Source organism: Pedobacter nototheniae, from assembly GCF_032678625.1.
GTDB lineage: Bacteria > Bacteroidota > Bacteroidia > Sphingobacteriales > Sphingobacteriaceae > Pedobacter > Pedobacter nototheniae_A.
In genome coordinates, this window is the sequence record NZ_JAVTSO010000002.1 from 537834 (window position 1) to 562811 (window position 24978).

The 24978-nt window shown below is 36.0% G+C and carries 24 protein-coding genes; 10 read left to right on the top strand and 14 right to left on the bottom strand.

What is annotated here, in order from left to right:
- Positions 1 to 8: 8 nt before the first annotated feature.
- The gene (locus R2Q77_RS07975) at positions 9 to 722 is read left to right on the top strand and encodes a HesA/MoeB/ThiF family protein (RefSeq protein ID WP_316803193.1); all 714 of its coding nucleotides are present in this window, start codon (positions 9 to 11) and stop codon (positions 720 to 722) included.
- Positions 723 to 889: 167 nt separating this feature from the next.
- Here the strand turns inward: R2Q77_RS07975 and R2Q77_RS07980 are convergent, their stop codons facing one another.
- Entirely contained in the window at positions 890 to 3748 is a 2859-nt protein-coding gene (locus tag R2Q77_RS07980) for a prolyl oligopeptidase family serine peptidase (RefSeq protein ID WP_316803194.1), read from the bottom strand.
- Positions 3749 to 4076: 328 nt separating this feature from the next.
- On the opposite strand from R2Q77_RS07980, the gene R2Q77_RS07985 reads away from it, so the two are divergent.
- A complete protein-coding gene (locus tag R2Q77_RS07985; protein WP_316803607.1) occupies positions 4077 to 6590 on the top strand; it encodes a phosphatidylglycerol lysyltransferase domain-containing protein in 2514 nt (837 codons plus the stop codon).
- Between the two features lies 1 nt (position 6591).
- Here R2Q77_RS07985 and R2Q77_RS07990 read toward each other — a convergent pair whose 3' ends face one another.
- The 7 genes from R2Q77_RS07990 to R2Q77_RS08020 form a co-directional block, all read right to left on the bottom strand.
- Positions 6592 to 7275, bottom strand: a complete 684-nt coding sequence (locus R2Q77_RS07990; protein ID WP_316803195.1) for an alpha/beta fold hydrolase — start codon at positions 7273 to 7275, stop codon at positions 6592 to 6594.
- 8 nt (positions 7276 to 7283) lie between these two features.
- A complete protein-coding gene (locus R2Q77_RS07995) occupies positions 7284 to 8003 on the bottom strand; it encodes an AcvB/VirJ family lysyl-phosphatidylglycerol hydrolase (protein ID WP_316803196.1) in 720 nt (239 codons plus the stop codon).
- 10 nt (positions 8004 to 8013) lie between these two features.
- Entirely contained in the window at positions 8014 to 8580 is a 567-nt protein-coding gene (locus tag R2Q77_RS08000) for an outer membrane beta-barrel protein (protein WP_316803197.1), read from the bottom strand.
- 93 nt (positions 8581 to 8673) lie between these two features.
- Entirely contained in the window at positions 8674 to 10464 is a 1791-nt protein-coding gene (yidC, locus tag R2Q77_RS08005; protein WP_316803198.1) for a membrane protein insertase YidC, read from the bottom strand.
- 20 nt (positions 10465 to 10484) lie between these two features.
- The gene (locus tag R2Q77_RS08010; protein WP_316803199.1) at positions 10485 to 12101 is read right to left on the bottom strand and encodes a CTP synthase; all 1617 of its coding nucleotides are present in this window, start codon (positions 12099 to 12101) and stop codon (positions 10485 to 10487) included.
- Positions 12102 to 12284: 183 nt separating this feature from the next.
- Complete coding sequence (locus tag R2Q77_RS08015) at positions 12285 to 13553, bottom strand: hypothetical protein (RefSeq protein ID WP_316803200.1); 1269 nt, start codon at positions 13551 to 13553, stop codon at positions 12285 to 12287.
- Between the two features lie 36 nt (positions 13554 to 13589).
- Positions 13590 to 14135, bottom strand: coding sequence for a hypothetical protein (locus R2Q77_RS08020; RefSeq protein WP_316803201.1), 546 nt, complete (start codon positions 14133 to 14135; stop codon positions 13590 to 13592).
- Positions 14136 to 14256: 121 nt separating this feature from the next.
- On the opposite strand from R2Q77_RS08020, the gene R2Q77_RS08025 reads away from it, so the two are divergent.
- Positions 14257 to 15210: a GNAT family N-acetyltransferase gene (locus tag R2Q77_RS08025; protein ID WP_316803202.1), complete on the top strand. Its 954-nt coding sequence runs from the start codon at positions 14257 to 14259 to the stop codon at positions 15208 to 15210.
- A gap of 891 nt (positions 15211 to 16101) precedes the next feature.
- On the opposite strand, the gene kdsB is transcribed toward R2Q77_RS08025, so the two are convergent.
- The 4 genes from kdsB to trpS form a co-directional block, all read right to left on the bottom strand.
- Positions 16102 to 16827 (bottom strand): 3-deoxy-manno-octulosonate cytidylyltransferase, encoded by a 726-nt coding sequence (gene kdsB, locus R2Q77_RS08030; RefSeq protein ID WP_316803203.1) that lies wholly within the window; start codon positions 16825 to 16827, stop codon positions 16102 to 16104.
- 4 nt (positions 16828 to 16831) lie between these two features.
- A complete protein-coding gene (locus R2Q77_RS08035; protein ID WP_316803204.1) occupies positions 16832 to 17029 on the bottom strand; it encodes a DUF5808 domain-containing protein in 198 nt (65 codons plus the stop codon).
- Positions 17030 to 17040: 11 nt separating this feature from the next.
- Positions 17041 to 17655, bottom strand: a complete 615-nt coding sequence (locus R2Q77_RS08040) for a deoxynucleoside kinase (protein ID WP_316803205.1) — start codon at positions 17653 to 17655, stop codon at positions 17041 to 17043.
- A gap of 80 nt (positions 17656 to 17735) precedes the next feature.
- On the bottom strand, positions 17736 to 18734 hold the full coding sequence (gene trpS, locus R2Q77_RS08045) for a tryptophan--tRNA ligase (protein WP_316803206.1): 999 nt from the start codon (positions 18732 to 18734) through the stop codon (positions 17736 to 17738).
- Between the two features lie 320 nt (positions 18735 to 19054).
- Here trpS and R2Q77_RS08050 point away from each other — a divergent pair, with 320 nt between their 5' ends.
- The 5 genes from R2Q77_RS08050 (at position 19055) to R2Q77_RS08070 (ending at position 21850) form a co-directional block, all read left to right on the top strand.
- Entirely contained in the window at positions 19055 to 19783 is a 729-nt protein-coding gene (locus tag R2Q77_RS08050) for a lysophospholipid acyltransferase family protein (RefSeq protein ID WP_316803207.1), read from the top strand.
- Positions 19783 to 20073: an Asp-tRNA(Asn)/Glu-tRNA(Gln) amidotransferase subunit GatC gene (gene gatC / locus R2Q77_RS08055; RefSeq protein ID WP_316803208.1), complete on the top strand. Its 291-nt coding sequence runs from the start codon at positions 19783 to 19785 to the stop codon at positions 20071 to 20073. The genes R2Q77_RS08050 and gatC overlap by 1 nt, the downstream gene beginning before the upstream one ends.
- Positions 20074 to 20170: 97 nt before the next feature.
- Positions 20171 to 20929 (top strand): ABC transporter ATP-binding protein, encoded by a 759-nt coding sequence (locus R2Q77_RS08060; RefSeq protein ID WP_316803209.1) that lies wholly within the window; start codon positions 20171 to 20173, stop codon positions 20927 to 20929.
- A gap of 66 nt (positions 20930 to 20995) precedes the next feature.
- Positions 20996 to 21544, top strand: a complete 549-nt coding sequence (locus tag R2Q77_RS08065; protein ID WP_316803210.1) for a cob(I)yrinic acid a,c-diamide adenosyltransferase — start codon at positions 20996 to 20998, stop codon at positions 21542 to 21544.
- Positions 21545 to 21628: 84 nt separating this feature from the next.
- Entirely contained in the window at positions 21629 to 21850 is a 222-nt protein-coding gene (locus tag R2Q77_RS08070) for a DUF2795 domain-containing protein (RefSeq protein WP_010603503.1), read from the top strand.
- 70 nt (positions 21851 to 21920) lie between these two features.
- Here R2Q77_RS08070 and wrbA read toward each other — a convergent pair whose 3' ends face one another.
- Positions 21921 to 23132, bottom strand: coding sequence for an NAD(P)H:quinone oxidoreductase (gene wrbA / locus R2Q77_RS08075; protein WP_316803211.1), 1212 nt, complete (start codon positions 23130 to 23132; stop codon positions 21921 to 21923).
- Positions 23133 to 23222: 90 nt separating this feature from the next.
- On the opposite strand from wrbA, the gene R2Q77_RS08080 reads away from it, so the two are divergent.
- Together R2Q77_RS08080 and R2Q77_RS08085 are read left to right on the top strand one after the other, a co-directional pair.
- A complete protein-coding gene (locus R2Q77_RS08080) occupies positions 23223 to 24011 on the top strand; it encodes an AraC family transcriptional regulator (protein WP_316803212.1) in 789 nt (262 codons plus the stop codon).
- A 79-nt stretch (positions 24012 to 24090) separates the two neighbouring features.
- Positions 24091 to 24249, top strand: coding sequence for a lmo0937 family membrane protein (locus tag R2Q77_RS08085; RefSeq protein ID WP_316803213.1), 159 nt, complete (start codon positions 24091 to 24093; stop codon positions 24247 to 24249).
- A gap of 15 nt (positions 24250 to 24264) precedes the next feature.
- Here R2Q77_RS08085 and R2Q77_RS08090 read toward each other — a convergent pair whose 3' ends face one another.
- Positions 24265 to 24945 (bottom strand): 2-C-methyl-D-erythritol 4-phosphate cytidylyltransferase, encoded by a 681-nt coding sequence (locus tag R2Q77_RS08090; protein WP_316803214.1) that lies wholly within the window; start codon positions 24943 to 24945, stop codon positions 24265 to 24267.
- Positions 24946 to 24978: the final 33 nt, after the last annotated feature.

Here is a 24978-nt window from a genome sequence, read left to right on the forward strand (position 1 = left end):
TTTATGATATGGAAAAGTTTAATAAAGATGAGCTGCACAGATATAGCCGTCATTTTATGCTCGACGACATCTGTGTAAATGGCCAGTTTAAATTTAAAAAAGCAAAAGTTTTGGTAATTGGAGCCGGAGGTTTGGGATGTCCTGTTATTCAGTATTTAGCTGCTGCTGGTGTTGGTACGCTTGGTATTGTTGATTTTGATACCATTGAAATTCACAATTTGCACCGGCAGATATTATACGGAACTGCAGATGTAGGCAAAGCAAAAGTACAGGTTGCTGCAGAAAAGGTTGCAGCTTCTAACCCACATGTAAACTGCGTAACGTATACAATAAAGCTGGACGAAAACAATGCTGAAAAAATTATTGAACGGTATGATTTGGTTATAGATGGTACTGATAATTTTGCCGCCAGGTATTTGGTTAACGATGTTTGCATGGCGTTAAATAAACCTGTGGTTTACGGCAGCATTCTCAATTACGAAGCCCAACTGGCCGTATTTAATTATAAAAATGGTAAAAATTTAAGGGATATTTATCCCGAACCACCTCATGCAAGCGATTCACCGTCTTGCAGTTTGAATGGTGTATTGGGTATAGTACCGGGTTTGTTAGGTTTGTATATGGTTAATGTGGCTTTGCAAGTTATATTGGGATCTTACAGGCAAAAAGGACTTATGGTACTTGATTTTAAAAATTTTGATGTTTTGAAGCTTAATTTTTAAATCAGATCAGGCTTCGGTAGTCCTTAATCATTTACAACTCTCTTTCTGCTATTAATTACACATTTTATATTAGCATAAAAGCCAGCTATAGGCTGGCTTTTATGCTAAATTATTTAACCAAGGCGCTGTTGAACGATTGTTCAACGGAGCTGGGTTTTAAATCTTAATTAAGGTTTTTCATCTGTTAATTCGAAGCCCCAGGTTTTACCTTTTTCTGTAGCAGGAATACCTGTCGACATCCATACCGGTGCTTTTGCACCTTTAAGGTAATAATCAAAAAACTGTTGCTCGCGAATTTGAATGTCCTTACGGTTCTGACGCTGAACTAAGTTATGCGCTTCGCCATTGTAGTTTAACATCCATACTGGTTTACCTAAACGGCGCAGGCCGGTAAACATTTCAATTCCCTGGTACCAAGGCACAGCTCCATCCGCATCGTTCGCCATAATTACTACAGGTGTATTTACTTTAGGAAGCATAAATAAAGGCGAGTTTTCGATGTACAATTCTGGTTTTTCCCAAAGTGTAGCACCAATTCTGCTTTGTGTTTTTTCATACTGGAACTGGCGGTTCATTCCACTTTCCCAACGAATACCTCCATAAGCAGAAGTCATGTTGGCAACAGGTGCACCAGCCCATGCTGCAGCATACATGTTATTTTGTGTAATTAAATAAGCAACCTGATAACCACCCCAGCTTTGACCCTGGATACCGATTTTGCTGCCATCAACCCAGCTGTTTTTCTTTAAACTTTCTACACCCGAATTAATATATTCAACAGCAGATTGCCCCGGATGCCCGGTTTCATAACTAATATCCGGTGCAAAAACCAAATAGCCGTTACTTACAAAGAAAGAAATATTTAAACGGGATGGTGTAGGGGCAGGCGCCTGGTAACCATATAATCCATCAGATAATTTTTCATAGAAATAGGCAATCATCGGATATTTTTTATTCGGATCAAAATTTTCAGGTTTGTATAAAATCCCTTCAGCAGCGTGTCCTTTTGGAGTGGTCCACTTAACCAGCTCGGCTGTTCCCCAGTTGTAATTTTGTTGTTGAGGATTGGTGTTGGTTAATTTAGTTTCGGTTTTAAAATCCGTTGTTACGTAAACATTTGGCGATTCCACATAACTGCCTTTATCGTAAATATAAATATCTGCATCTTTAGCTTTAACCAAATTAGAATATTTTGCTTTAGACATGATAACCAAATCAGGATTTTTAACCGTTCCTGCACTTTTGCGGTAGAAACCATTTTCTTTAGTCGCATTATTAAAACCATCCAACCAAAGCAATTCATTTGCTTTTACAAATTTATCCGCACTGTTTCTATCAAACCTGTTCGGTTGTTCCGTTCTTTCATATCTGAAAGTGATTTTGTTTTGTCTGCCAAAACCATTGGTAATGTTTTTAGGCTGAGATTTTCCATCCGGAGAAAACGACCAGATGTCGTACCTGTCATTAATTAAAACAGCTTTATCATCTTCAGTCCAGGTGGCTATACCATAAGCACCCGGTAAATCAGGAACATCATTTTCCTCATCAACAAATTTTACGTTTAAACCACTGTTTAAAATCACACTTTTTCCAGTTGCCACACTATAAGAAGACCAGTTACCGGTTTTTCTATCAAATGACAAAATATAATTTCCAGCAGGAGAGGCGGTAGCATAACCATTTAAGTTATCGATAATTTTTTTGCGCTGTCCGTTTTTAGTATCAACAATATAGTAATCTTTTGAAGTAGAACCACTCCATTGCGTTTCAATTCTGCGGCCGTAATCCGTTGAAGCCAACACGAAATTTGAGTTTCCGTCATTAACTATACTGGCTTCTGGTAAGGTTAAATCCGTTAGCGGAATGGCTTTCGGATCGCTACTGTACACATCGATAACAGATAAATAACTTCTTTTATTCTCTCTGTCTGCATTTTTTAACTGTGCAGGCTGCAAATAATCATCTTTGTAATTCCAAATATCTACCTTGGCTACTTCAAAATCAACAATGGTTGTATCTTTAGGTTTCTTAATAGGGGCAATACCGAAAAACAATTTCTTGCCATCTTTACTGAAAGTCACTTTTCCATCGCCACTAACAGACCATTTTGCAGGTAAACCCGGCATATCGTAATCTACAATGGTTTGAGCAGTATCTAAAGTTAAAGAGTTATAATAGATGTTGTAATCTTTAATTTCTTGTTTTTCAGGACTTTGCTCGCCTACAAAAGCAACATGCTCATTTTCATCATCAAAAGCGAAATTTTTAAAACTTCCTTTGCCTTTAACCAAAGTTTTAAGCGTTCCTTTTTCAGTGTTTAAAAGAAATACGCCCTGCGGCGCTGTTTTATCTTTTTTAGATCCGCTACAAGCAAAAACAAGCTGCTTGCCATCTTTACTAAAAGCATAATCTGTTACATATTTATAATTTTTATCAATGCCTGTTAAAAGATTTTTGACGATTAGATCTGTTCCTTCCTCATTTTTTTTTGCGCCAGATCCTGGTTCATCATCTGCGAAATCTATATCCGAATCTTTTTTGCCCGCTGGAGTTGCCTTTTTAGCCGTATCCAGCTTGTCCAGTTGGTAAGCCAAAAAGCCTGAGCCATCTTCAGGTAATTTATACGACTTTACCCTGGCTACCTTATTGATTGCATTTGTGGTGAGATTTGCAATTCCTAAGGAATCTTTAGGCATATCATCTGGTTTTTTCTTTTTAATTTTTGCCTGACGCAAATCTTTATTAAACGGACGGATGCTAAATACCGCAAATTTAGAGTCATTGCTAAATTGTGCATTCGTACCACGAGGTACCGTCAGTTTTGCGTTGGTTTTTAAATTACTTAAAAAAAGGTTTGCATCACCTTCTTGCTGTAATATACTGTACATGGACCATTGTCCGTTATTAGATAGTTGTTTTGTGCCAACAGATTCCCACATGTCATAAACAGTATGGTCTAAAGGTTTTTTTTGGGCGTAAACAAAATTTACAACTATGAGAAGTAAAAACGTAAATCTTTTGTGCATTAGTAAGGGTTAAATAATTTGTGGTTGATTCAATCTTTAAAAATTGGAAAATTTTAGCTTAATTCGAAAAATGTACGCCAAATTTTACAAAAAGAGGTTACTTATTTTTTTCTTTTAAGTTAATAAATAAGATGTGTAACATTTTTGTAACTTAGGCGTCAACAATACACACACAATTGTAACTAATCATTTAAATTAAGGCTTCTAATTTGAAATTTTTTTTCAGGTTATAGGTCTGTTGTCCCTAATTAAAATGTACCGAGCGAAGTATTTTTTATCGAAATTAATTTATAATAAATTTTTCTGGCAATTCTTTCTGGCAATTTTTATGCTGGGCATGGCTGTTTTCTTTATACGGGAGCAACATGTAGAAGTTGTGCAAATTAAAAACCAGTTGGGTACCGCCGTACCTGAATATATAGCGCTGGGAATTTTATTAACCATAGCATACATTTTGGCACAGGGGCAAATGTATGTACATAGCTTCAGGGCACTCAATGTAAAGCTGAGTTTGAAAAAAGCTGTAATCCTGTTTTTAAAACGCAATTTAATTAGTGTTTTTTTACCTGCAGGCGGCTTTTCATCACTGGCTTTTTTTACCGGCGATATTGAAGAAAATGGCGTATCCAAATCTAAAATCCACCTGGCTTCCACGCTGTTTGGTTTCTGTGGCATTCTGTCTGTCGTTATCGTAGCCATTCCTGTATTAGGCATAGCTTTATTGACTACGAAATTTGGAAATGTAGAAATTTTCAGCTTTTTATTTTTACTGCTCCTAACTATTTTCTTAATTCTGGTCATCTATTCTATTTCCAGAAAGGGAAAGGCATATAAATGGTTATCTAAAATAAGGCCTACGCTAACAACCTTATTGGATGATATGGTTGATGAAAAAGTGCGTAAAAAAGAATTTTGGTTAACCCTGCTCGTATCTGTAGGTATAGAAATTATTGGTATAGTGCATTTATACATTTGCATGCTTGCCCTGGGTTTTGAAGCCAGCATACCTGCAGCCATTATCGGTTATATTGTAATGGTAATTTTATTAATTGCTTCCCCTTTTTTACGTGGCTTAGGAACCATAGAAGTATCGCTAACCTTTATTTTACAGCAATTTGGTTTTCCCATTATTGCAGCGGCAACCATTACTTTATTATTCAGGTTCTTTGAATTCTGGCTGCCTTTAATTGGTGGTATCATCAGTTTTGTGACCAAAAAAGATAGTATTTTACTCCGGATTTTGCCAGCATTTATTATCCTTATTCTGGGGGTTGTTAATATTGTTTCCTCTATAAGCCCATCTATACCGGCACGTTTGAGGTTGGTTAAAAATATTTTACCGGATGATGTTATTGTAACCAGTAATGCGCTGGTCCTTATTTTTGGGTTGATTTTGGTTATGATTAGCATCTTTCTGCTCCAGGGATCAAAAAGAGCCTGGTACATTGCACTTGCATTAACCATTTTTTCTGTAGTCGGCCATTTATTAAAAGCTGCAGATTATGAAGAAGCACTTTTAGCACTTGTTGCAGGGTCATCGTTATATTACACGCGCCAAAACTATAAATTAAGGCCGCATCCAAGGTTTGTACATTTTGGCTTTAAGGTTTATTTTTATGCCATTGCGGCCGTTTTTGCTTACGGTGTTCTTGGTTTTTATTGCATAGATAAAAGGCATTTCGGAACTGATTTTACCTTTTTAAATTCTGTTAAAGCGGTATTAAAGGTTGTATTTTTTATCGATGATAAAGCACTTGATCCACGAACCAAATTTGGTTTGCACTTTGAACAATCTATTTATTTTGCCAGTGGTGCAGTAATCCTTTTTATTATTTTTAGCTTATTGAAGCCATATTTTTCTAAATCATATAATACCGAGAGTGATTTTACAGATGCCGAAAACCTGGTTAAAAAGTTCGGACATTCGGCACTTGACTATTTTAAAACCTATCCTGATAAATTTATCTTCTTTAACGAAAGCCGAACGGCTTTTATCAGCTTTAAAATTACACGTCATTTTGTTTTGGTGCTAGAAGATCCTGTTGCTGAACACCAGCAGGAGAAATTAGACATGATTAAAAAGTTTGAAGAACGTTGTAAGGATAATGGTTTTATTACGGCTTATTATCGCGTACCCGAAGAATCACTTAGCTTTTATAAATCATTAGGTAAAAAGTTTATTCCAATAGGAGAAGAAGCCGTTTTAGATTTAACCACATTTACCACTGATGGCGGGAAAATGAAAACAACCCGTAGCGCAATCAACAGGCTTACTTCGGAAGGTTATGTTTTTAAGGTTTATGAAGGACAGCAAAAAGAAGGATTGCTTCAGAAATTAAAGCAGGTATCCGACAATTGGTTAAGAGATCTGAATCAAAAGGAAGTGGCTTTTACTCAGGGTATTTTTGATAAGAATATTTTGAAAAACCAAACGATTTTAACGATTGAGGATCAGGAAGAAAAAGTATATGCTTTTCTTAACCTGGTTGAAGATTATGCACCCGGGGAGGCTACCTACGATCTCATCAGGAAAGAAACCGATGCACCAAATGGTGTTTTGGATATGTTGCTGGCTAAAACCTTTCTGCATTTAAAAGATCAGGGGTTTACGGCCGTAAATATGGGATTAGCACCACTTTCGGGTATTGATGGGGTAAACATAACTCAAAAAACCATTAAATATGCTTACGATAACTTAAAAGCATTTGCCCAGTTTAAAGGTTTAAGAAAATACAAAGAAAAGTTTTTCCCTCAATGGAAAAAGAAGTATTTGGTTTATAACCACAATTATCACTTATTGCAGGTTCCAAATGCATTAAAAAGAATATCGGAAGGAAGTTAGTTTACAAGCCTTTTTCTATCGCGGCAACGAGCTTTTTAATGTCGTTGTCGTATTTATGAGAGCCTGGGATTTGGATTTTTTCCAGATCCTTTTTTTCTTTTAAATTTTTATAAAAATCGCTGTCCTCATCTTTACCGAAGATGCACAGCACAGGCACTTGGATTTTATTGAGCTCAGGGATGGTTTTATATTTACCCTCTTTACTTCCAAAACCTAATAAATCACTCACCTTCACGGTAAAATCAGTAGAGGTGGAAGGAGAAAGTAAAACCGCTGATTTAAATTTTTGCTGTAAATTTTTAGTTAAACGCGTTGAAAAAAAAATGGCGGCATCTGCACCGAAAGAATAACCAAGTAAAGAAAACTCGGCTTTGTTGAAGTGCTTCAAATAATAGTCTAAAACTTCTGCCGCATCCTGGCTTAACTTGTCAGGTGTTTTTACATCCCAAAAATATTTTCTGGTGTCTAAAGTGATTACCGTATAATTTTTTTGTGCCAGTTCCTCGCACACCTTTTGCGAAAAACTATTCAGGCCGCCATCTCCCGTAAAGTAAAAGATAAGATTTTTATGGCCATTTTTATTAAACAGCGTTAGCGGTAACTTTGATATATCTGTTTTAGGTTGCGCCATAATAGCGGATGAAAGGCAAAGTGTTGTAAAAAACACAAAAAAAATCTTCAACATAAATCTCTTTATTTTTTTGCGTTGCTTAAAGCTGCAACAATTTTATCAAACTCGGATGGATCGTAATGATGGTCGCCCTTTAAAATATTAACATGAAAATTGCTCATTTTTAAACCTTTGAGCGATTGGTCTTCCTCATCAATGCCGTAAAAGCAAAAGGTTGTGGCCGTAACTTTTTCAAGTTCTTTATCTACTTTGTAATGTTTATGGTCTCCGGCTAAGTTTGTCAAATCAGAAAGTTTTACTTTAAAATCGGTGGTAGAGTAGGGAGAAAGCATTTCTAAGGCCACAAGGTGTTTTTTTGCTTTAGGCGGCAAGCGGTTATAGATAAACGGAATTACATCAGCACCAAAAGAGTAGCCACAAATATAAAGCTGTTTTGAACCATATATTTTAACATATTTCTTAATCAGCTGAACAATATCTGCTTCAGTTTGCTCAGGTGTTTTTTTCTCCCAGAAATAACTTCTTGAATTAATTCCGATGGTATTAAAACCTTGCTCTGCAAATTTTAAAGATAAATCATCTTCAAATTCAATCCAGCCACCATCACCCGAAAGAAAAATTAATAGCTTTTTGCTGGAAGGGATCTTAGATGGATATAGGAATATGGGTAAGTTAAATTCATTTTTTTCGATCCCGTTATGGTCATGCACCCGATTTCTTTTGAAAAGCGCACAACTGCTTAAACTAAAGCAGAACAAAATTAATACGGCGATCTTATTCATAGGCTGTTGCTTAGAAAAATGTAAATCCCAACATGAACGATAAACCGTGAGGGTTAATGTCCAGGTCGTTTGTACTCATTTTATATCCTTTTAAACCAATCCCTGCAAAAATATTTATTTTATTGGATAAAGCATATTTAGCGCCACCACCACCGTAAACAAAAAAACCTTCTTCCGTAGTCCGTGATTTATTTTCTGGCGTACGTTCATCGGCAATATCGTATTTGTTAAATGAAATACCCAATGAAGTTTCTACATAAGGTTTTATTTTATGGCTGGTTTTAAAATTATACTTTAGATTACCATAAACCGGAAGAAAATGTACTTTATATAAAATAAAGGCATTATCATAATGTATCGGCGTAGCAGCATATTCAATCCCAATTCCCGGTTCAAGGCCATTGGCAAAAAGATAGTTAGCTTTTAAAGATGGACCATAAAAAGCATTTCCATGCGTAGACCTTAGCAATTCGAATGCTGGCGATACTGAAAATGTTTTGAGAGGTGCTGGTTTGGTTTGTGCAAACAATAATACAGGAAAAAATAAGAGAGAGAGAATCGCTTTTAAATGCTTCATTAGGGATGTTATTTCTATTCTATCCAAAAGTAACGAATAGATTGTGAATAATAAATGAAGTAAACAAAAAAGCACCGTTTCCGGTGCTTTTCGTTATTTTTTAGTTTGTTGCTGTTGACGCATGTAATCGTCTAAACGTTGCTGAAACTTAGATTTTTTCTTTTTCTCATCCGCAGGTCTTGCTTTATTTTGTTGAATTAAAGCGTGGATTTTATCGTCATCAACCATTTTACGAATCAGGAACTGCTGACCAAAAGTCATTAAGTTGGCTAAGAAGTAATAATAGTTTAAGCCCGATGGGTAGCTATTTAAAACGCCAAGGAAAATTACAGGCATAATATAACCGATGTATTTCATCTGGCCTGTAGCACCCGATACCTGATTGTTGAAATAAGTCATAATTAAGGTAGAGATGGTCATCAATACACACATTAAACTTAAGTGATCACCAATAAAAGGTAATTTCACACCGAAACGGATAAACTCATCGTAAGTTGATAAATCTTTCATCCAAAGGAAACTTTCTCCACGTAGCTCAAATAAGTTAGGGAAGAAGAAGAAAAAGGCCATAACCAAGGGCAATTGCAGTACCATAGGCAAACAACCACCGAGGGGATTAACACCCGCTTTCTTATATAATTTTAAATATTCCTGTTGAACCAATGTTGGGTTATCTTCGCCTACTTTAGCTTTAATTTCATCCATTTCTGGTTTTAAAACCCTCATTTTAGCCATTGATAAGTACGACTTGTAGGTAAGTGGTGATAAAGCTAATTTTAAAAGAATGGTTAATGCAAAAATAATTAAGCCGTAACCCCAATTAAAACGCTCTAAAAGATTGAAAACAGGCAATACAATAAAACGGTTTACATATTTTAAAGGCCAGTAACCTAAATCTACTTGTTTTTCAAGCTCATAACCCTGATCCTGTAAAGTAGAAAACTTATTGGTTCCAAAATAGAATTCCATATCATAACTCTGCGCAGCTAAATGGCTGTATGGCAATTGCATGTTGGCAGCATAAAATTTAACCTGCCCTGGAGTAGTTGGGATTTTAACTTCTAAATTTCCTTTTTCGAAACCGTTTTTGTCAATTAAGGCAGCAGAGAAAAAGTGTTGTTTAAACGAAAACCACTGAATTTTTCCTTTGGCAAGGTCTTCTTTCTCTTCCTTAGATACACTTAAGTGGTCAACATCGCCATTTACATATTTGTAATAAGGAGCGGAGTAACGGTGTTCACTCTCAATTGATTTTTCTTGTTGCAATAAAGTAGCTTCCCAGTTTAAACCAATGTTATTGCCAGTGATAATCTGCTGTAAGCCTACTAAATTAATTTTGAAACCAACTTTGTTGCTTAACGCTTTTAAATCGTAAATGTACTCTACATACTGATTAGAGCCATAATTGGCGCGCATGGTTAAACTATTGCCCGTTTTGGTTGCCGTAAAGAACAAATCATTTGTGTTAATTACTTTACCAGCAGCATTTAAGTTTAAGCCAAATTTATTCTGGTTGCCATCAAATAAAATTAATGGTTTACCATTAAAAGTTTTTTGGCCTTTAACCTGTACGGAAGATATTTTACCCCCTTTATTACTAAAAGTGATTAATAAGTTTTCGTTTTCTAATACAGAATTAGCTACTGTACCGGTTAATGCAGTTCCAAAAGGGCCTTTAAGTGCCAGCGAATCTACAGTTGGTGCAACAACGGCGGCTGCCACCGTATCTTTTTGAGCTGGTAATGTTCCAGCTTTTTTCAAAGAATCTAAATGTTCTTTTTCTTGTGCTTTTTTTATTTCAACCTCGCTCGGTTTTAAAAAATAGAATGATCCTGCCAAAATGATCATAATCAGGAACAGTCCTGTGAAGGTATTTCTATCCATTATTGTTGTTTATACTGCTTTTAATTGGTTTTCTTCTTCGCATACTCCATTGCAGCGGCCACAAATTTAACAAAAAGTGGGTGAGGATTAGCAACTGTTGATTTTAATTCAGGGTGAAACTGTCCGCCAACGAAAAAAGGATGATTTTTCAACTCCACAATTTCCACTAAATTCGATTCAGGATTCATTCCAGAGGCAATCATACCCGCCTCTTCATATTGTTTTAAATAATCATTATTAAATTCATAACGGTGGCGGTGACGTTCGTTAATGTGCTGCTTGCCATAAATAGAAAAAGCTTTTGTGCCTTTTTTAATGTCACAAGGGTATGAGCCCAAACGCATGGTTCCACCTTTATTTGTAATTTTTTTCTGCTCTTCCATCATGTTAATTACCGGGTTTGCAGCATTTTCTTCAATTTCAGTAGTATGTGCATCTTTTAAGCCCAATACATTACGGCCAAATTCAATAACAGCACACTGCATACCCAAACAAATGCCAAAGAAAGGAATATTATTTTCCCTAACATATTTAATGGTATCAATTTTACCTTCGATGCCGCGGCTACCAAAGCCTGGAGCAACTAAAACACCATGTAAATGCCCTAATTTTTCTTTTACGTTATCAGGGAAAATGCCTTCAGAGTGAATATATTCAACCTTTACTTTACACTCGTTTTTAGAACCTGCATGTATAAAAGATTCGATAATTGATTTGTAAGCATCAGGTAATTCAACATATTTACCAACCAGGCCAATTCTAACCTCAGCTGTAGGGTTTTTTAACCTGCCTAAAAAGTCTTTCCAGTTTTCAAGGTTGGGTTCATTTTTAGTTGGTAATTTTAATTTTGCTAAAACCGTTTTATCCAATTGCTCTTTTAACATTAACAATGGTACATCATAAATAGTAGCTGCATCCATTGATTCGACTACGGCATTGATGTTAACGTTACAAAATAAGGCAATTTTTTTTCTGATTTCCGGACTAATGTGATGTTCTGTTCTGCAAACCAGGATATCCGGCTGAATTCCGTATTCTAATAGTGCTTTAACAGAGTGTTGTGTAGGTTTGGTTTTTAATTCGCCGGCTGCCGCTAAATAAGGCACTAAAGTTAAGTGGATTACAATAGCATTGCTGCTGCCTTCTTCCCATTTAAACTGACGAACAGCCTCAATAAAAGGAAGCGACTCAATATCGCCGACAGTACCACCCAACTCAGTAATTACGATATCATACTCGCCACTTTCGCCTAAAATGCGCATGTTGCGTTTAATCTCGTCGGTAATATGGGGTACAACCTGAACCGTTTTCCCCAAATATTCGCCTTTACGTTCTTTATTAATTACGTTTTGGTAAATCCGTCCGGTGGTAATGTTGTTTGCCTGAGAAGTTGGAACATTTAAGAAACGCTCATAGTGACCAAGATCTAAATCGGTTTCAGCACCATCTTCAGTAACAAAACATTCGCCGTGTTCGTAAGGGTTTAAAGTTCCCGGATCAATATTGATATACGGATCGAACTTTTGAATGGTTACACGGTAGCCACGTGCCTGTAAAAGTTTAGCTAAAGAAGCGGAAATGATGCCCTTGCCTAATGAGGAAGTAACACCGCCCGTAACAAAAATATACTTAGTCATGATTGTGATTTTTTACAGCAGATGTAAAAATTGCTGCTTTTTGTACGGGATACAAAGGTAAGAAAATTCCTCGCTTCTGAGTGGTAAAAAAAGAAGATATTTTAAATATGATAAAGTGATGTGATTCAGAAAATTAGATTATTTCTGATTTAAATAGTAAGCCAATTAGGTCTCCTTGTTTTTTTATTCGCAACGAACTACGGCAACAGATGTTAGTTTATTGTCTTTATCATAAGAATAAGTTTTCGAAGAACCATCTTTAGAAGTATAGGTAACAGACCTGAAATTTTGATTTTCCATGCCGTCCCGTCCAATAAAAGTCTGCTTATTTTTTTCTCTGAAAATTTGATTATTTAAAATCATTTTCTTTGGATTTAAATCATAAGATCTGAAACCGGAAAAGAACATATCCTGATCAGATTTATATTCATAAATCATTTCACTATCAACTTTTCCTTCTCTAACCAAACGCCCAAACTTATCATAAATATAAGTAATATCCCAAACCACAGATTGATCGTTGTTTTTGGAAAGCCTGCGAACACATTGCATCTGATCGTTTAAGAAAAATGTTTCTAAACCATATAATGCACCTTTAGATTTACTGATGGTGTGGTATTTATCTTTTTCGTAGATAAAAAAAGTGGTATCTGCACTTTTTAGGTCCCCTCCAATAATCATTTCAATCAGCCCGTTTTTGTTCCTCACATATTTTGAAAAACTGGCATCTTTTCCATCAATGGTATTGATGAGGCCAATCATTTCGTTGTTTTTGTTGTACTGGTATTTGGCACCGTAATTAGATTTTTGAGTGAGCAGGCTATCGGCAAATACTTCAAAAATACGATCATTGCAATTCATCTTGTAACCACCGTCATCATAAGGTTTTGAGTAATGAACCGTATTTGAGTTTTTAATTAGTTTATCTGCGTAATCTTTACCAGGTTCAAATTTTAGCTTCAAAATTTGCTCCATTTCCCGCTGAGCGGCTTTCTCATCTCTTTTAGCTAATGTTTTCGGAATCAAATCATCTGCACTGCTGATGTTTAAATATACTTTTATGGTTTTTAAATAATTATCAGGACTATTCACGATTACCGGTTGAGTATTGCCGTTGGATATTACCATTCCAAATGTTTTTTTTGAAGTGGGTTTAAAAAAGTAATATTTACTCGTTTTGTTTTGGTATTCTACTAATTTTCCATCTCCGATATTAAAGATTGGAAAGACAGCATAAACGGGTCCGAAATAATTATTAATAATACTTATATTCTTTTTGTGTTTCTGGAAAGCAGCACTGCCATCATCAGTACCAAAGAAAATAATGCTGGAAGTAGGTTCTGAAAATGCAACATCAGCTTTAACGTTTTGTGGTTTGCTTCTTAAAAATACCTGAGCAAATGAAGAATGGCATAGAAACAAAAAGCAAATAATAAAGATGTTTTTTTTCATGAGCGTTCGTTAAAATAATGAAAATTGATTATGCCTTTAACAACAATTGTAATAAATTTTTACTTTCTGTTCTTTTTCACTCCAGGCAATATAAATGTTGTTTTCTTTACCTAGGCGATATTTAAAGCCGTTTAGCTGCGATTTTTTTAGTTCTTCATAAAGGGCTTTGTCCGGAGTATATTTATCCGCTTTATCATCAGGCATTACGGCAGGTTCTAAAAAGTTATCTTCACTGAAAAAATCGTTCGCTATGGTTTTTAAGAAAATTACCTGGTCTTTTTCTTTTGATAAATCAATATTAGGGTCGGTATTGCTAACTAAATCGGTTCCTTTTATTTTAACATTATAAATCACTTTTCCTTCAGCAGTGGTGATGCTAAAATTTAAAACCATATCCTCAGGTTTTCTACCCGTTAGTTCAATTTTAAAAGAATCAAGGGTTTTTAAACTAGAAAAAGACTGCGCTATGCTCGAATTGACATTTTTAAATTCGATAGCATCGGTTTTTCCTCCTTTATTGTTATTGGTGCAGGCAGAAAATATGGAAATTGAAAGAAATAGAAATAGGGCAGTGTTTTTCATAAAAAGGCTTAATAAGCCTAAAATAGTAATTTTTTATGGTGGAAATAATTTTGAAATAAAAAATTGGTGATTTGATAAATATAAATATATTTGCGTAATCAGTTACGTAATTAATTTTGTTATGAATTTTTTTGAACAAACAGGTAAGGTTGCTTTAGGAAGCAGGTTAAGGATGTTAACCGATAAGGTAACAGAAGATGGAAAACAGATTTATAAAATGTACGATATAGATATGCAGCCAAAATGGTTTCCTGTTTTTTATTCGCTTTCAAAAGGAGAGGAGAAAACAATTACAGAGATTGCCAAGTCTATTGGACATTCACATCCTTCGGTCAGTAAAATAATTGGAGAAATGCTTAAAAAAGGCTACGTAAAGGAAAAGAAGGACCAGGCCGACGGACGAAAAAATATTGTAGTACTATCCAGTCTGGGCAATAAAATATTAGAGAAACTGGAAGACCAGTTAATCGATGTAAATGCGGCTGTAGATGAGCTAAGCAAGCAAACGCAAAATAATTTATGGGAAGCCATAGGCGAGTGGGAGTTTTTATTGGAACAGAAAAATTTGTTAAGAAGAGTAATGGAAAAAAAGAAAGAAAGAGAAGGTGATAAAGTAGAAATTGTTAATTATTCGCCTAAATATCAGGAAACCTTTAAAAGTTTAAATGAAGAATGGATTTCTACTTATTTTGTAATGGAAGAAACCGATTACAAAGCTTTAGATAATCCGAAAGGCTATATTTTGGATAAAGGGGGGTATATTTTAGTGGCATTGTACGAAGGAGAACCCTTAGGTGTTTGTGCGCTTATTAAAATGAATGAGGAAGAGCATGATTACGAACTGGCCAAAATGGCGGTATCCCCAAAAGCGCAGGGAAAAAATATTGGCTTTTTGCTGGCATCCGCTATTGTTGAAAAAGCAAAATCACTTGGAGCTTCAAAGTTGTATTTAGAAAGCAATACCATTTTAAAACCAGCGATTAACTTGTACCATAAATTAGGGTTTCAGAAGATAGCAGGTAAGCCTACTCCTTATACGCGTTGCAACATACAAATGGAATTAATATTGGCTTAAAGCAGTTAAGAAAAGTTTCATCGTTATCTAATTCTATTATGCTTTAAGACCTTGAAATGAATTCAGGGTGACGGCATAGGGCTAACAATGTATTTTTATACAAAACTTTCACTCTTAAACCTGATTGAAGCGGTATCCCGGCTATTTCAGTCGGATAAAGCGTAAAGCAGGGCCACACTATCAAAAAAGCATAGAACCCTGCTTTACAAATAATTGAATTTTAGTTTGGAAATGAGTGTTTGTATTTGATGGCTCATCAGCCCTTTTCCGTTTCAATTTTATCACGTCCTGCTGAATTTATTTCAGCATCTATCACGCTTTAAAGACCCTGAAATGAATTCAGGGTGACGACACAGGGCTAACAATGTGTGCTTATACAAAATTTTCATTCTTAAACCTGATTGAAGCGGTATCCCGGCTATTTCAGCCGGATAAAGCGTAAAGCAGGGCCACACCATCAAAAAAGCAAGGAACCTTGCTTTACAAATATTGAATTTCATTAGGAAATGAGCTTCAATATTTGATGGCTCAATTAGCCTCACGTCCTACTGAATTTATTTCAGCATCTATCACGCTTTAAAGACTCTGAAATGAATTCAGGGTGACGGCACGGGTCTTTCATTATTAAACCTGATTGAAGCGGTATCCCGACTATTTCAGTCGGATAAAGCGTAAAGCAGAGCTACACCATCAAAAAAGTGCAGAACCTTGCTTTACGAATAATTGAATTTTAATTAGGAAATGAGCTTCAATATTTGATGGCTCAATCAGCCTCACGTCCTGCTGAATTTAAAGACTCTGAAATGAATTCAGGGTGACGGCAAAAGGGTTTTCCCTTACAGTAAGGTTTACTCAATAATGGTTTATGCAATAAATTCTTTGAAATAACCATTACACAATTTTTAACAGATCCTCTGGCGTATCAATAGCTAAGGTTTCTATGTGTGTGATTTTGGTCTGGATTTTATAACCATTTTCTATCCACCGCAATTGCTCAAGACTTTCAGCAGTTTCCAGCCCTGATGGAGGGAGTTTGGTGATTTCTTGCAAAACAGAAGTACGATAACCATAAATACCAATATGTTTAAAAAAATCATATCGGTTAATCCATTCATTTTCTTCAGCATTTCGAATATAAGGAATAGGGTGCCTGCTGAAATAAATGGCTTCGCCCGCCTCGTTAATCACCACCTTAGGGCTATTGGTATTAAATAGCTCTTCTGTTTGCTTAATGGGCTTAATTAAGGTCGCCAACTGGCTATTATTCGAATCAAAACAAGAAATTAAAAGATCGATTTGTGCAGGATCAATAAAAGGTTCATCACCCTGGATATTAATCGCCACATCATAATCAGGATATTGCGCTGCAACTTCAGCACAACGATCAGTACCGCTTTGATGCGTAGATTTTGTTAAAACATATTCACCGCCAAACTTTACAACTTCAGCTATAATGCGTTCATCATCAGTGGCTATTACAATTTTGTTTAAACCGGTTGATTTAAGCGCCTGCTCATAAACCCTTTGAATCATGCTTTTTCCATCAATTATAACCAATGGTTTACCCGGAAAGCGGCTGGAAGCATAACGGGCAGGAATAATGCCTATAATTTTCATGCCATTAAACTAAGAAGCTCCACACAAGAGGTATAATTATAATCAGAGCTAATACTACAAAAGAAATTGGATGAGCAAAGTTAAAGGTCCAGCCTAAAGATTCAGCCTGTTTGCGTACAATGAATCTGGAGTCTTTTTTATTGAAATAAAAAATGCCCCATTTCCAGTTGGCTGGATTATCGTGTTCAAAATCTTTGTTCATAATTGCGTATTTTAGAAAAGTCCGTTTATTTCGGCTTCAATAGCCTGTATTACAGTACCTAAATCTTCAGGGTTATTGGTGAAATCTAACTTATCTTTATCCAAGATCAGTAATTTCCCTAAATTATATCCTTTAATCCAGGCTTCATATTTTTCATTAAGTTTAGAAAGATAATCAATTCTGATTCCCGCTTCATATTCTCTTCCACGGCGTTGAATGTTATTAACTAAAGTAGGTACCGATGCACGTAAATAAACCAGCAAATCAGGCGGTTTAATAAAGGAAGTTACGTTTTGAAAAATTGCACGGTAATTATCGTGGTCGCGGGTCGTCATTAATGCCATATCGTGCAAATTTTCTGCAAAAATATGGGCATCTTCATAAATCGTTCTGTCTTGAATAACATTGCGATTGCTTTTTTCAATTTCAGTAATCTGCTGAAAACGGCTGTTCAGAAAGTAAATCTGCAAGTTAAAACTCCAGCGCTTCATGTCACTGTAAAAATCTTCCAGATAAGGATTGTTGTCAACAGCTTCATATAGAGCTTCCCAACCATAATTCTTTGCCAGTAAGCCCGTTAATGTGGTTTTACCAGCGCCTATATTGCCAACTATTGCTATGTGCATATTCTTTTGATGTAAGATTCAGAAGCTAAAATGAGGTGAGGTTCAACTCAAATTTAGCATTATAGAATCTATTTAACTAATTAAAAACTTTTAAAACCGATTAAACTGCGTACCTCTCTGATTGTTTTTTGAGCGCTTTCGCGTGCTTTTAAAGCACCATGTTTAGCAACCTGTCTTAAATAGGTATCATCTTTTGACAGGTCTTCAATGCGTTCCCTAATCGGCGTATTAAATACAATCATATCTTCCGCCAGCTGTTTCTTCATGTCGCCGTAACGAATCTGCATTTTATTGTATAAACCATCAAAATGTTGAATGGTATCAGCAGATGAAACTATTTTCATCAAATCAAATAAATTCTGAATTGCTTCCGGTTTCGCCTGGTTTTCTTCGGTCGGGCCACTATCGCTTACTGCCCTTGCAACTTTTTTACGGATTACTTCAGGACTATCGGCTAAGTAGATACAGTTGCCATCTCCGTCTGATTTACTCATTTTGCCCTTGCCTTCCAAACCGGGTACCTTAACCAGGTTTTCCGCATAATTAAAAGCAAAAGATTCAGGGAAATAATCTGTATTGTATAATCTGTTAAAACGATTGCTAAATGTACGGGTCATTTCCAGGTGCTGCTCCTGATCTTTACCAACCGGAACCTTATTTGCCCTGTGGATTAAAATATCAGCAGCCATTAAGGTTGGGTAAGTTAATAAACCTGCATTCACATTATCCGGATGCGAGCGGATTTTATCTTTAAAAGAAGCGCTGCGCTCCAGCTCTCCTAAATAAGCATTCATATTCAGGTATAAGTACAATTCTGAAACCTCAGGAACGTCAGATTGGATATAAATTGTAGTCTCTTCAGGGTTTATGCCACAAGCCAAATATTCCACCAATACATGTTTCACATAACCATGCAAATCAGCTGGGGTAGGGTGTGTGGTTAAAGAGTGAAGATCTGCAATAAAAAAATAGCAGTTGTAATCGTACTGCATCTTTACAAAATTGGTTACAGCACCAAAATAATTTCCTAAATGTAGCTTTCCTGTCGGCCTGATGCCGCTTACCACCGTTTCTTTCATAATGGCCGAAATTAAAAATAAATTACGAGCAAAATGTATTTTACATTCAACTTTATCTCATCAATTTTCTAAAAGCAATTGCAATTTTAGTCCTAAGCATTCACAAGGCCGAAGAATAATTGCTGAAGTAACAGGTGTTAATGATTAGAAAAGCAGTTTTCTGCATTTCATCGCTTCCTAAAGTCCCGATAAAAAAATCGGGCGCTGCCACTTCTGTCGGGTTTAAAGAAATAAGTCCGTTTTTCAAAACGCTCTGCTACAATAAAAAAATAGTTACTGCAATTAAAAAATGTCGCTCTATTTTATACTTTTGAAAGACAATGATAAAATTTTTGCGGCAAATACACCGGGTGTGGTTTTTATTCTGGATATTGTTTTTCTTTTTATTGTTTTATCCAATATATTTTCTGACTTCCCGAAGCCCGAAATATTATGGTATTTTAAATTTTTTCAGAAAAGCCAACAGTTTTTTATGCAGTCTTTTTTCAGGCGTGTTTTTTAATTATCATTTCGAAGAAAAATTAGATTCAAAGCAAACCTATATTTATTGCGCAAACCACAGTTCGAACCTCGATATTATGGTTTTCTGTATTCTTGCCAAAGGAAAATATCATTTTATGGGTAAAGATGAGCTGTTAAACAACCCGGTATTGGGGTTGTTTTTTAAAACGATAGACATTTCGGTAAACCGCGATAGTAAAATTTCTGCTTTCAGGGCTTTTAAAAAGGCCGGAGAAAACTTAGAAAAGGGGATGAGCCTGATCATTTTTCCGGAAGGTAAAATAGATGACCATTACCCGCCCAAACTTGGCGAATTTAAAAACGGGCCATTTCGACTGGCCATCGATAAAAATATACCGCTGATACCGGTAAGTATTGCCAATGTTTGGCAAATTAACTGGGATGATGGAGCAAAGTATGGAAGTAAGCCCGGAATTTGCGATATTTACGTCCACAAACCTATTAATACAACAGGATTAACTTCAAATGATGCTGATGCCTTGAAAGAACAGGTTTTTAAATTAATTGATCGTAAATTAATAAAGTAATGAATTTAGACGCAAAAACCATTTATAAAATTGCTGATCTGGCGAGAATTCATATCGACGAAAAAGAGGTTGATACGCTGATTCCGGAGATGAATAAGATTTTATCCTTTATGGAAAAGTTAAATGAATTGGATACTTCTTCGGTTAAGCCCCTGGTGTACATGAACGAAAACCCGAATGTTTGGAGAGAGGATGTTGTGAAACAAGAAATTTCTACAATCGATGGTTTGAAAAATGCAGCAAAACATACGGAACAATTCTTTATGGTACCTAAAATTATTGAAAAATAAAGATCATCAACTTGTTTATCAGGCGGGTTTAATCTATTTTTAAAATCATTGTAACATAAGTACCCCCGGCAGTGTCTAAAAAAATAAAAGAACAAACATGCAGAAACCACTTATTACGATAAAGGAAATTGGACGTAAATATGTTATTGGCACAGAAGTAATTCATGCTTTAAAATCGGTTTCTTTAGATATAAATAAAGGAGAGTTTGTAGCCTTAATGGGCCCATCGGGCTCAGGTAAATCTACTTTAATGAATATTTTAGGCTGTTTGGATACACCTACAAGCGGAACTTATATTTTAAATGATAAAGATGTAAGCCACATGACAGATGATGCGCTTGCAGAAGTTCGTAACAAGGAAATTGGTTTCGTTTTTCAAACATTTAACCTATTGCCGCGCTCTACCTCGCTGGATAATGTAGCTTTGCCGCTTATTTATGCTGGCAATAGTAAAAAAGACCGGGATGCGCGTGCCAAAAGAGCTTTGGAGAATGTAGGTCTGGGCAATCGTATGGATCACAAACCAAATGAATTATCAGGTGGACAGCGTCAGCGTGTTGCTGTTGCAAGAGCTTTAATCAATGATCCTTCCATTATCTTAGCCGATGAACCTACGGGTAACCTGGACACCAAAACGTCAATAGAAATTATGGGCCTCTTAGAAGAAATCCATAGTAAAGGAAATACCATTATTTTAGTTACCCACGAGGAAGATATCGCGCAACATGCGCATCGTATTGTACGTATGCGGGATGGTTTGATTGAGAATGATTACGTTAATACCGATGTTAAAAATGTTTCGCCAAGATTGCAGGCTTTAAAAGATAGCGGCAGTGACTGGGAAAAAATGAATTAGAGGCAGAAGGCGCAAGGTTTAAGACGTTTAAAATCGAAAACCTTATGTCTTCTTTAACCTTAGAAAATGAAAATCTACACTAAAACAGGTGATAAAGGACAAACTTCCTTAATTGGAGGTACAAGAGTTCCAAAATATCATTTACGCATCGAAACTTATGGTACTGTTGATGAATTAAATTCCTATCTGGGTTTAATCATGTGCCAGGACATCGATAAACACCATCAGCAACTGCTTAAGGAAATACAGGACCGCTTATTTACAATAGGCGCATCTCTTGCTGCCGATCCGGAAAAATCAAAAATGAAAATTCCTGACCTGCATGATGCAGATATAACTTTGCTGGAAAACGAAATGGATACTATGAACGAAGTTTTACCAGCTTTAAAACATTTTGTTTTACCAGGTGGCAATACTATTGTATCTTATTGTCATATTGCCAGGTGTGTTTGCAGACGGGCAGAACGTTTAACTGTAGAACTGGCACAGGATAGTTTTGTGGAAGAAAAAGTAACGATTTACTTAAACCGTTTAAGTGACTATTTATTTGTTTTGGCACGAAAACTGACTATGGATTTCAGGGCAGAAGAAAACATTTGGATTCCGCGTGTATAATAGTGGAAAAATAAGTTTGTTTTGCTCAAAAATTTTAATATACTTTGCGAAATATTAAAAATAAGAATTTAATTGAATTGATATATGTATTGGACACTAGAATTAGCATCGCACTTGGAAGACGCTCCATGGCCTGCAACTAAAGACGAATTAATCGATTATGGTATCCGTTCAGGTGCCCCTGTAGAAGTTATTGAAAACTTACAGGCATTGGAGGATGATGGTGAGCCTTATGAAACTATTGAAGAAATTTGGCCTGATTATCCAACTAAAGAAGATTTCTTCTTTAACGAGGACGAATACTAAAATCAATAATGTATAAAATCCCTTTTGATACTTTCAAAAGGGATTTTTTGTTTTGCTGGGGTATTAAATTCTATTTCAGTTCAAATATGGCCTGGATTTCGACCGGCGAATCCATGGGTAGTGATGATGCGCCAATAGTTGCCCGGGTATGTAATCCGGCATCCCCCATAATGGTTGCCAATAAATTAGAAGCTTCGTTCATTAACATAGCATGTTTAGTGTATCCATTTGCGGTATAAAAATACCCAGTTAACTGTACAGCTTGTTTCACCTGGTTTAAATCTCCTCCGGCAGCGTCTTTTAATACCGCTAAAATATTAAGTAAGGTTTGTTTTGTGGCAAGTTTAGCTTGTTCTTCAGTCACCTCTTTACCAATTAAACCCGGATATTCAACTTTACCATTTTTTAAGGCGATTTGATTAATGAAAACTAACTTTCCAACAATTTTATAAGGTTTATAACTACCTACAGGGGCGGGGGCTATTGGAAGTGTAATGTCTAATTTTTTTAGATTTAAATTATAATCTGCAGTCTTTTCATCATTTGGTACTTCATTTAATGTATTATTGGCTTGAATCGTTTGATTTTTTAAGGTTTTTAAAGCCTTGGCAGCTTTGGCTAAGGCAAAGCCTTGTAAAGCTGCAATATGGAGCTCGCCTTTGCTTGGACGCTCGGTGGTTTTATTTGAAGCGAGTGATGAAGCACCGAAAACCGTATTTCCTTGCGGAATGGTTTTGTCGATTTCATTTGTTCCCATAATTCCGGTTGGAACAAGGATCATTCCATGTACTGCAAGGGTACTCCAAAAGGACAGGATGGCCGCTTCTGCACCGGCACCGCTTCCGCCAGACATAAATACGGTGGCGGGCATACCTTCAAGTTTGTGTTTTGTCCAAATTTCTACAGATTGGTTTAAAAAATACCGCATATCGGCACTCATATTGCCAAAATTTACGGGCGAACCAAAAGCAATTCCATCATAGCCGGGCAGTTCTTCTATAGTTGCATAGGGGAGATCAGACCATGGTGTTTTGACATTATTCTCTTTTTGCTTTATTACAGGAATTTGCTTTAAAACTGCTTTTGTACCTTTTAAAGATTCAATGCCTTCTGCAATCGATTTTGCCATTTTGTATGTTCCGCCACTGGCAGAATTAAATAAAACTAAAACGGTTGTTTCTGACTGCATTTCCATTTTCTTTTGAGCTTTTAAAAGGTTTGTGCTAACGAATAACAAGAGAATTAATGTTGTTAATGTAATTTTTCCGGGTAATTTGATCATGATTTTAAATTTGTTTTACAAAAGTCTTAAAATCACTTTGTCTATTAATATTTATATTTGTCAATCGCATGTTATTATGCGACAAATGAAATGGATAACAGATCGAGATTTTGCCATCTAACCGTTGATAGCGTAACGAAGCCGGCCTATGTATGGCACGAAAAAAACTGGAAGTTTACGGATGAAGTGCATGCACATAAAATGGGCCAGTTGATTTTTGTAGAGAAAGGATTACAGTATTTACACACTGAAAACACCCAGTATTTATTGCCTACATTTCATTGTGCCTGGATTCCGCCAGGAATGGTTCATAAAACAACATCGCCTTTGGAGGAAGTTTTTTTGCGCTGTATTTTTTTTGAGCATGTGCCCGATCATCCGTTTTTTAAATCCATAAATGTTTTCAATACACCTGCCGTACTTCGGGAAATGATTTTGTTTACCGAGCAATGGTCTCGGTTGGATGAATTTGATGAAACGGAAGCCGCTTTTGTAAATGCTTTAATCCAGATTTTGCCTTCAACATTTCATAATTCGCTGCCATTGGTTTTGCCTGTGCCTAAAAATCCAAGGCTTGCCGGTATTGTAGATTTTATGGTCGAAAATTTATTGGAAGGCATTACCGTACCAAGAATTGCGAAGCAGTTTAATGTGTCTTCAAGAACCATAGAGCGTTTATTTAAAGATGATATTGGACTAACAGTAGCCGGTTATGTTAAACTGCTTAAAATGATTAAATCGGTAGAATTGTTGTCTGCTCAAGGCGCTGGTGTTAAGCAAGTTGCCATGCAGGTAGGCTATAACAGCATTTCCACATTCAGCAATACTTTTTTTCAGGTTTTGGGTATAAGACCCCAGGATATGATGCTTAAAGCTTAAAAATATTTTACATTTTTTAAACAAAGTCAAAACATGTGTGTTAATACCTCAACATTTAATTACTAAAAAAATTAACACTATGGGAAATTTATTGTATTTAGTCGCAGTCGTATTGGTTATATTATGGATTATAGGCTTTGTATTTCATGGCTTTGGCGACGTAGGTGGCATTATCCACGTTTTATTGGTTATTGCAGTAATTGCAATCTTACTTAAGGTAATAGGAAGAGCATCATAAAAGAAATCCTCCTGGCTATGGCCGGGAGGACTTTTTTTGAAGAACCATTTCTGCAAAATCCAGGTCTGTAGGATAAGTAATTTTGATATTATTTCTTTCGCCCTCCGCAATATTTATAGCGTATCCGGCAGCTTCAACTACGCTTGCATCATCGGTAAAAGCAAGGTTATAATCCTGTTTATAAGCTGTTTTAAGTGTTTCTAAGTTAAAGGTTTGTGGCGTTTGTACTAAGTATACCTCATCACGCTTTACAGCACTTGTTTTTCCATCTTTTAATATTCTAACACTATCATTTGATGGAAGTGCAGCAATAATGTTCCCAACTTTCTCTGCTTCTTCAAAGCAACGGTCAATTAGTTGCTTGGTGCATAATGGACGAACTGCATCATGTATGGCTACAAAGCCTTCGCCATCAATGGAGTCAATTGCATTTTTTACAGAATAAAAACGTTCGTTTCCACCCGCAATAACCTGATGTTTGGTTTTAAAATTAAAATCTGTACAAAGCTTTGCCCAGTAAGGGTGCTGATCTTTATTTAATACGACTAAGATTTTTGGATTATAATCGCTTTGAGAAAAAGCAATTATGGTATGCATTAAAACCGGAAGGTTTTGTAATAAAAGAAATTGTTTTGGAATTTCGGTTTGCATCCGGCTTCCCGAACCACCGGCAACTATAACGGCGTAGTGTTTCATAATAAGTATCAGAATTTAAGAGTAACAAGTATT

Excerpts from the sequence above, each read along its gene's own strand:
- R2Q77_RS08085 (WP_316803213.1), top strand. The coding sequence starts at position 24,091 with ATGGGAAATTTATTGTATTTAGTCGCAGTCGTATTGGTTATATTATGG.
- kdsB (WP_316803203.1), bottom strand. The coding sequence starts at position 16,827 with ATGAAAATTATAGGCATTATTCCTGCCCGTTATGCTTCCAGCCGCTTT.
- R2Q77_RS07990 (WP_316803195.1), bottom strand. The coding sequence starts at position 7,275 with ATGTTGAAGATTTTTTTTGTGTTTTTTACAACACTTTGCCTTTCATCC.
- R2Q77_RS07980 (WP_316803194.1), bottom strand. The coding sequence starts at position 3,748 with ATGCACAAAAGATTTACGTTTTTACTTCTCATAGTTGTAAATTTTGTT.
- yidC (WP_316803198.1), bottom strand. The coding sequence starts at position 10,464 with ATGGATAGAAATACCTTCACAGGACTGTTCCTGATTATGATCATTTTG.
- R2Q77_RS08015 (WP_316803200.1), bottom strand. The coding sequence starts at position 13,553 with ATGAAAAAAAACATCTTTATTATTTGCTTTTTGTTTCTATGCCATTCT.
- R2Q77_RS07995 (WP_316803196.1), bottom strand. The coding sequence starts at position 8,003 with ATGAATAAGATCGCCGTATTAATTTTGTTCTGCTTTAGTTTAAGCAGT.
- R2Q77_RS08035 (WP_316803204.1), bottom strand. The coding sequence starts at position 17,029 with ATGAACAAAGATTTTGAACACGATAATCCAGCCAACTGGAAATGGGGC.
- R2Q77_RS08040 (WP_316803205.1), bottom strand. The coding sequence starts at position 17,655 with ATGCACATAGCAATAGTTGGCAATATAGGCGCTGGTAAAACCACATTA.
- R2Q77_RS08080 (WP_316803212.1), top strand. The coding sequence starts at position 23,223 with ATGGATAACAGATCGAGATTTTGCCATCTAACCGTTGATAGCGTAACG.
- R2Q77_RS08090 (WP_316803214.1), bottom strand. The coding sequence starts at position 24,945 with ATGAAACACTACGCCGTTATAGTTGCCGGTGGTTCGGGAAGCCGGATG.
- R2Q77_RS08065 (WP_316803210.1), top strand. The coding sequence starts at position 20,996 with ATGAAAATCTACACTAAAACAGGTGATAAAGGACAAACTTCCTTAATT.
- R2Q77_RS08025 (WP_316803202.1), top strand. The coding sequence starts at position 14,257 with ATGAATTTTTTTGAACAAACAGGTAAGGTTGCTTTAGGAAGCAGGTTA.
- R2Q77_RS07985 (WP_316803607.1), top strand. The coding sequence starts at position 4,077 with ATGCTGGGCATGGCTGTTTTCTTTATACGGGAGCAACATGTAGAAGTT.
- R2Q77_RS08070 (WP_010603503.1), top strand. The coding sequence starts at position 21,629 with ATGTATTGGACACTAGAATTAGCATCGCACTTGGAAGACGCTCCATGG.
- R2Q77_RS08060 (WP_316803209.1), top strand. The coding sequence starts at position 20,171 with ATGCAGAAACCACTTATTACGATAAAGGAAATTGGACGTAAATATGTT.
- gatC (WP_316803208.1), top strand. The coding sequence starts at position 19,783 with ATGAATTTAGACGCAAAAACCATTTATAAAATTGCTGATCTGGCGAGA.
- R2Q77_RS08000 (WP_316803197.1), bottom strand. The coding sequence starts at position 8,580 with ATGAAGCATTTAAAAGCGATTCTCTCTCTCTTATTTTTTCCTGTATTA.
- R2Q77_RS08020 (WP_316803201.1), bottom strand. The coding sequence starts at position 14,135 with ATGAAAAACACTGCCCTATTTCTATTTCTTTCAATTTCCATATTTTCT.
- R2Q77_RS08010 (WP_316803199.1), bottom strand. The coding sequence starts at position 12,101 with ATGACTAAGTATATTTTTGTTACGGGCGGTGTTACTTCCTCATTAGGC.
- R2Q77_RS07975 (WP_316803193.1), top strand. The coding sequence starts at position 9 with ATGGAAAAGTTTAATAAAGATGAGCTGCACAGATATAGCCGTCATTTT.
- R2Q77_RS08050 (WP_316803207.1), top strand. The coding sequence starts at position 19,055 with ATGATAAAATTTTTGCGGCAAATACACCGGGTGTGGTTTTTATTCTGG.
- trpS (WP_316803206.1), bottom strand. The coding sequence starts at position 18,734 with ATGAAAGAAACGGTGGTAAGCGGCATCAGGCCGACAGGAAAGCTACAT.
- wrbA (WP_316803211.1), bottom strand. The coding sequence starts at position 23,132 with ATGATCAAATTACCCGGAAAAATTACATTAACAACATTAATTCTCTTG.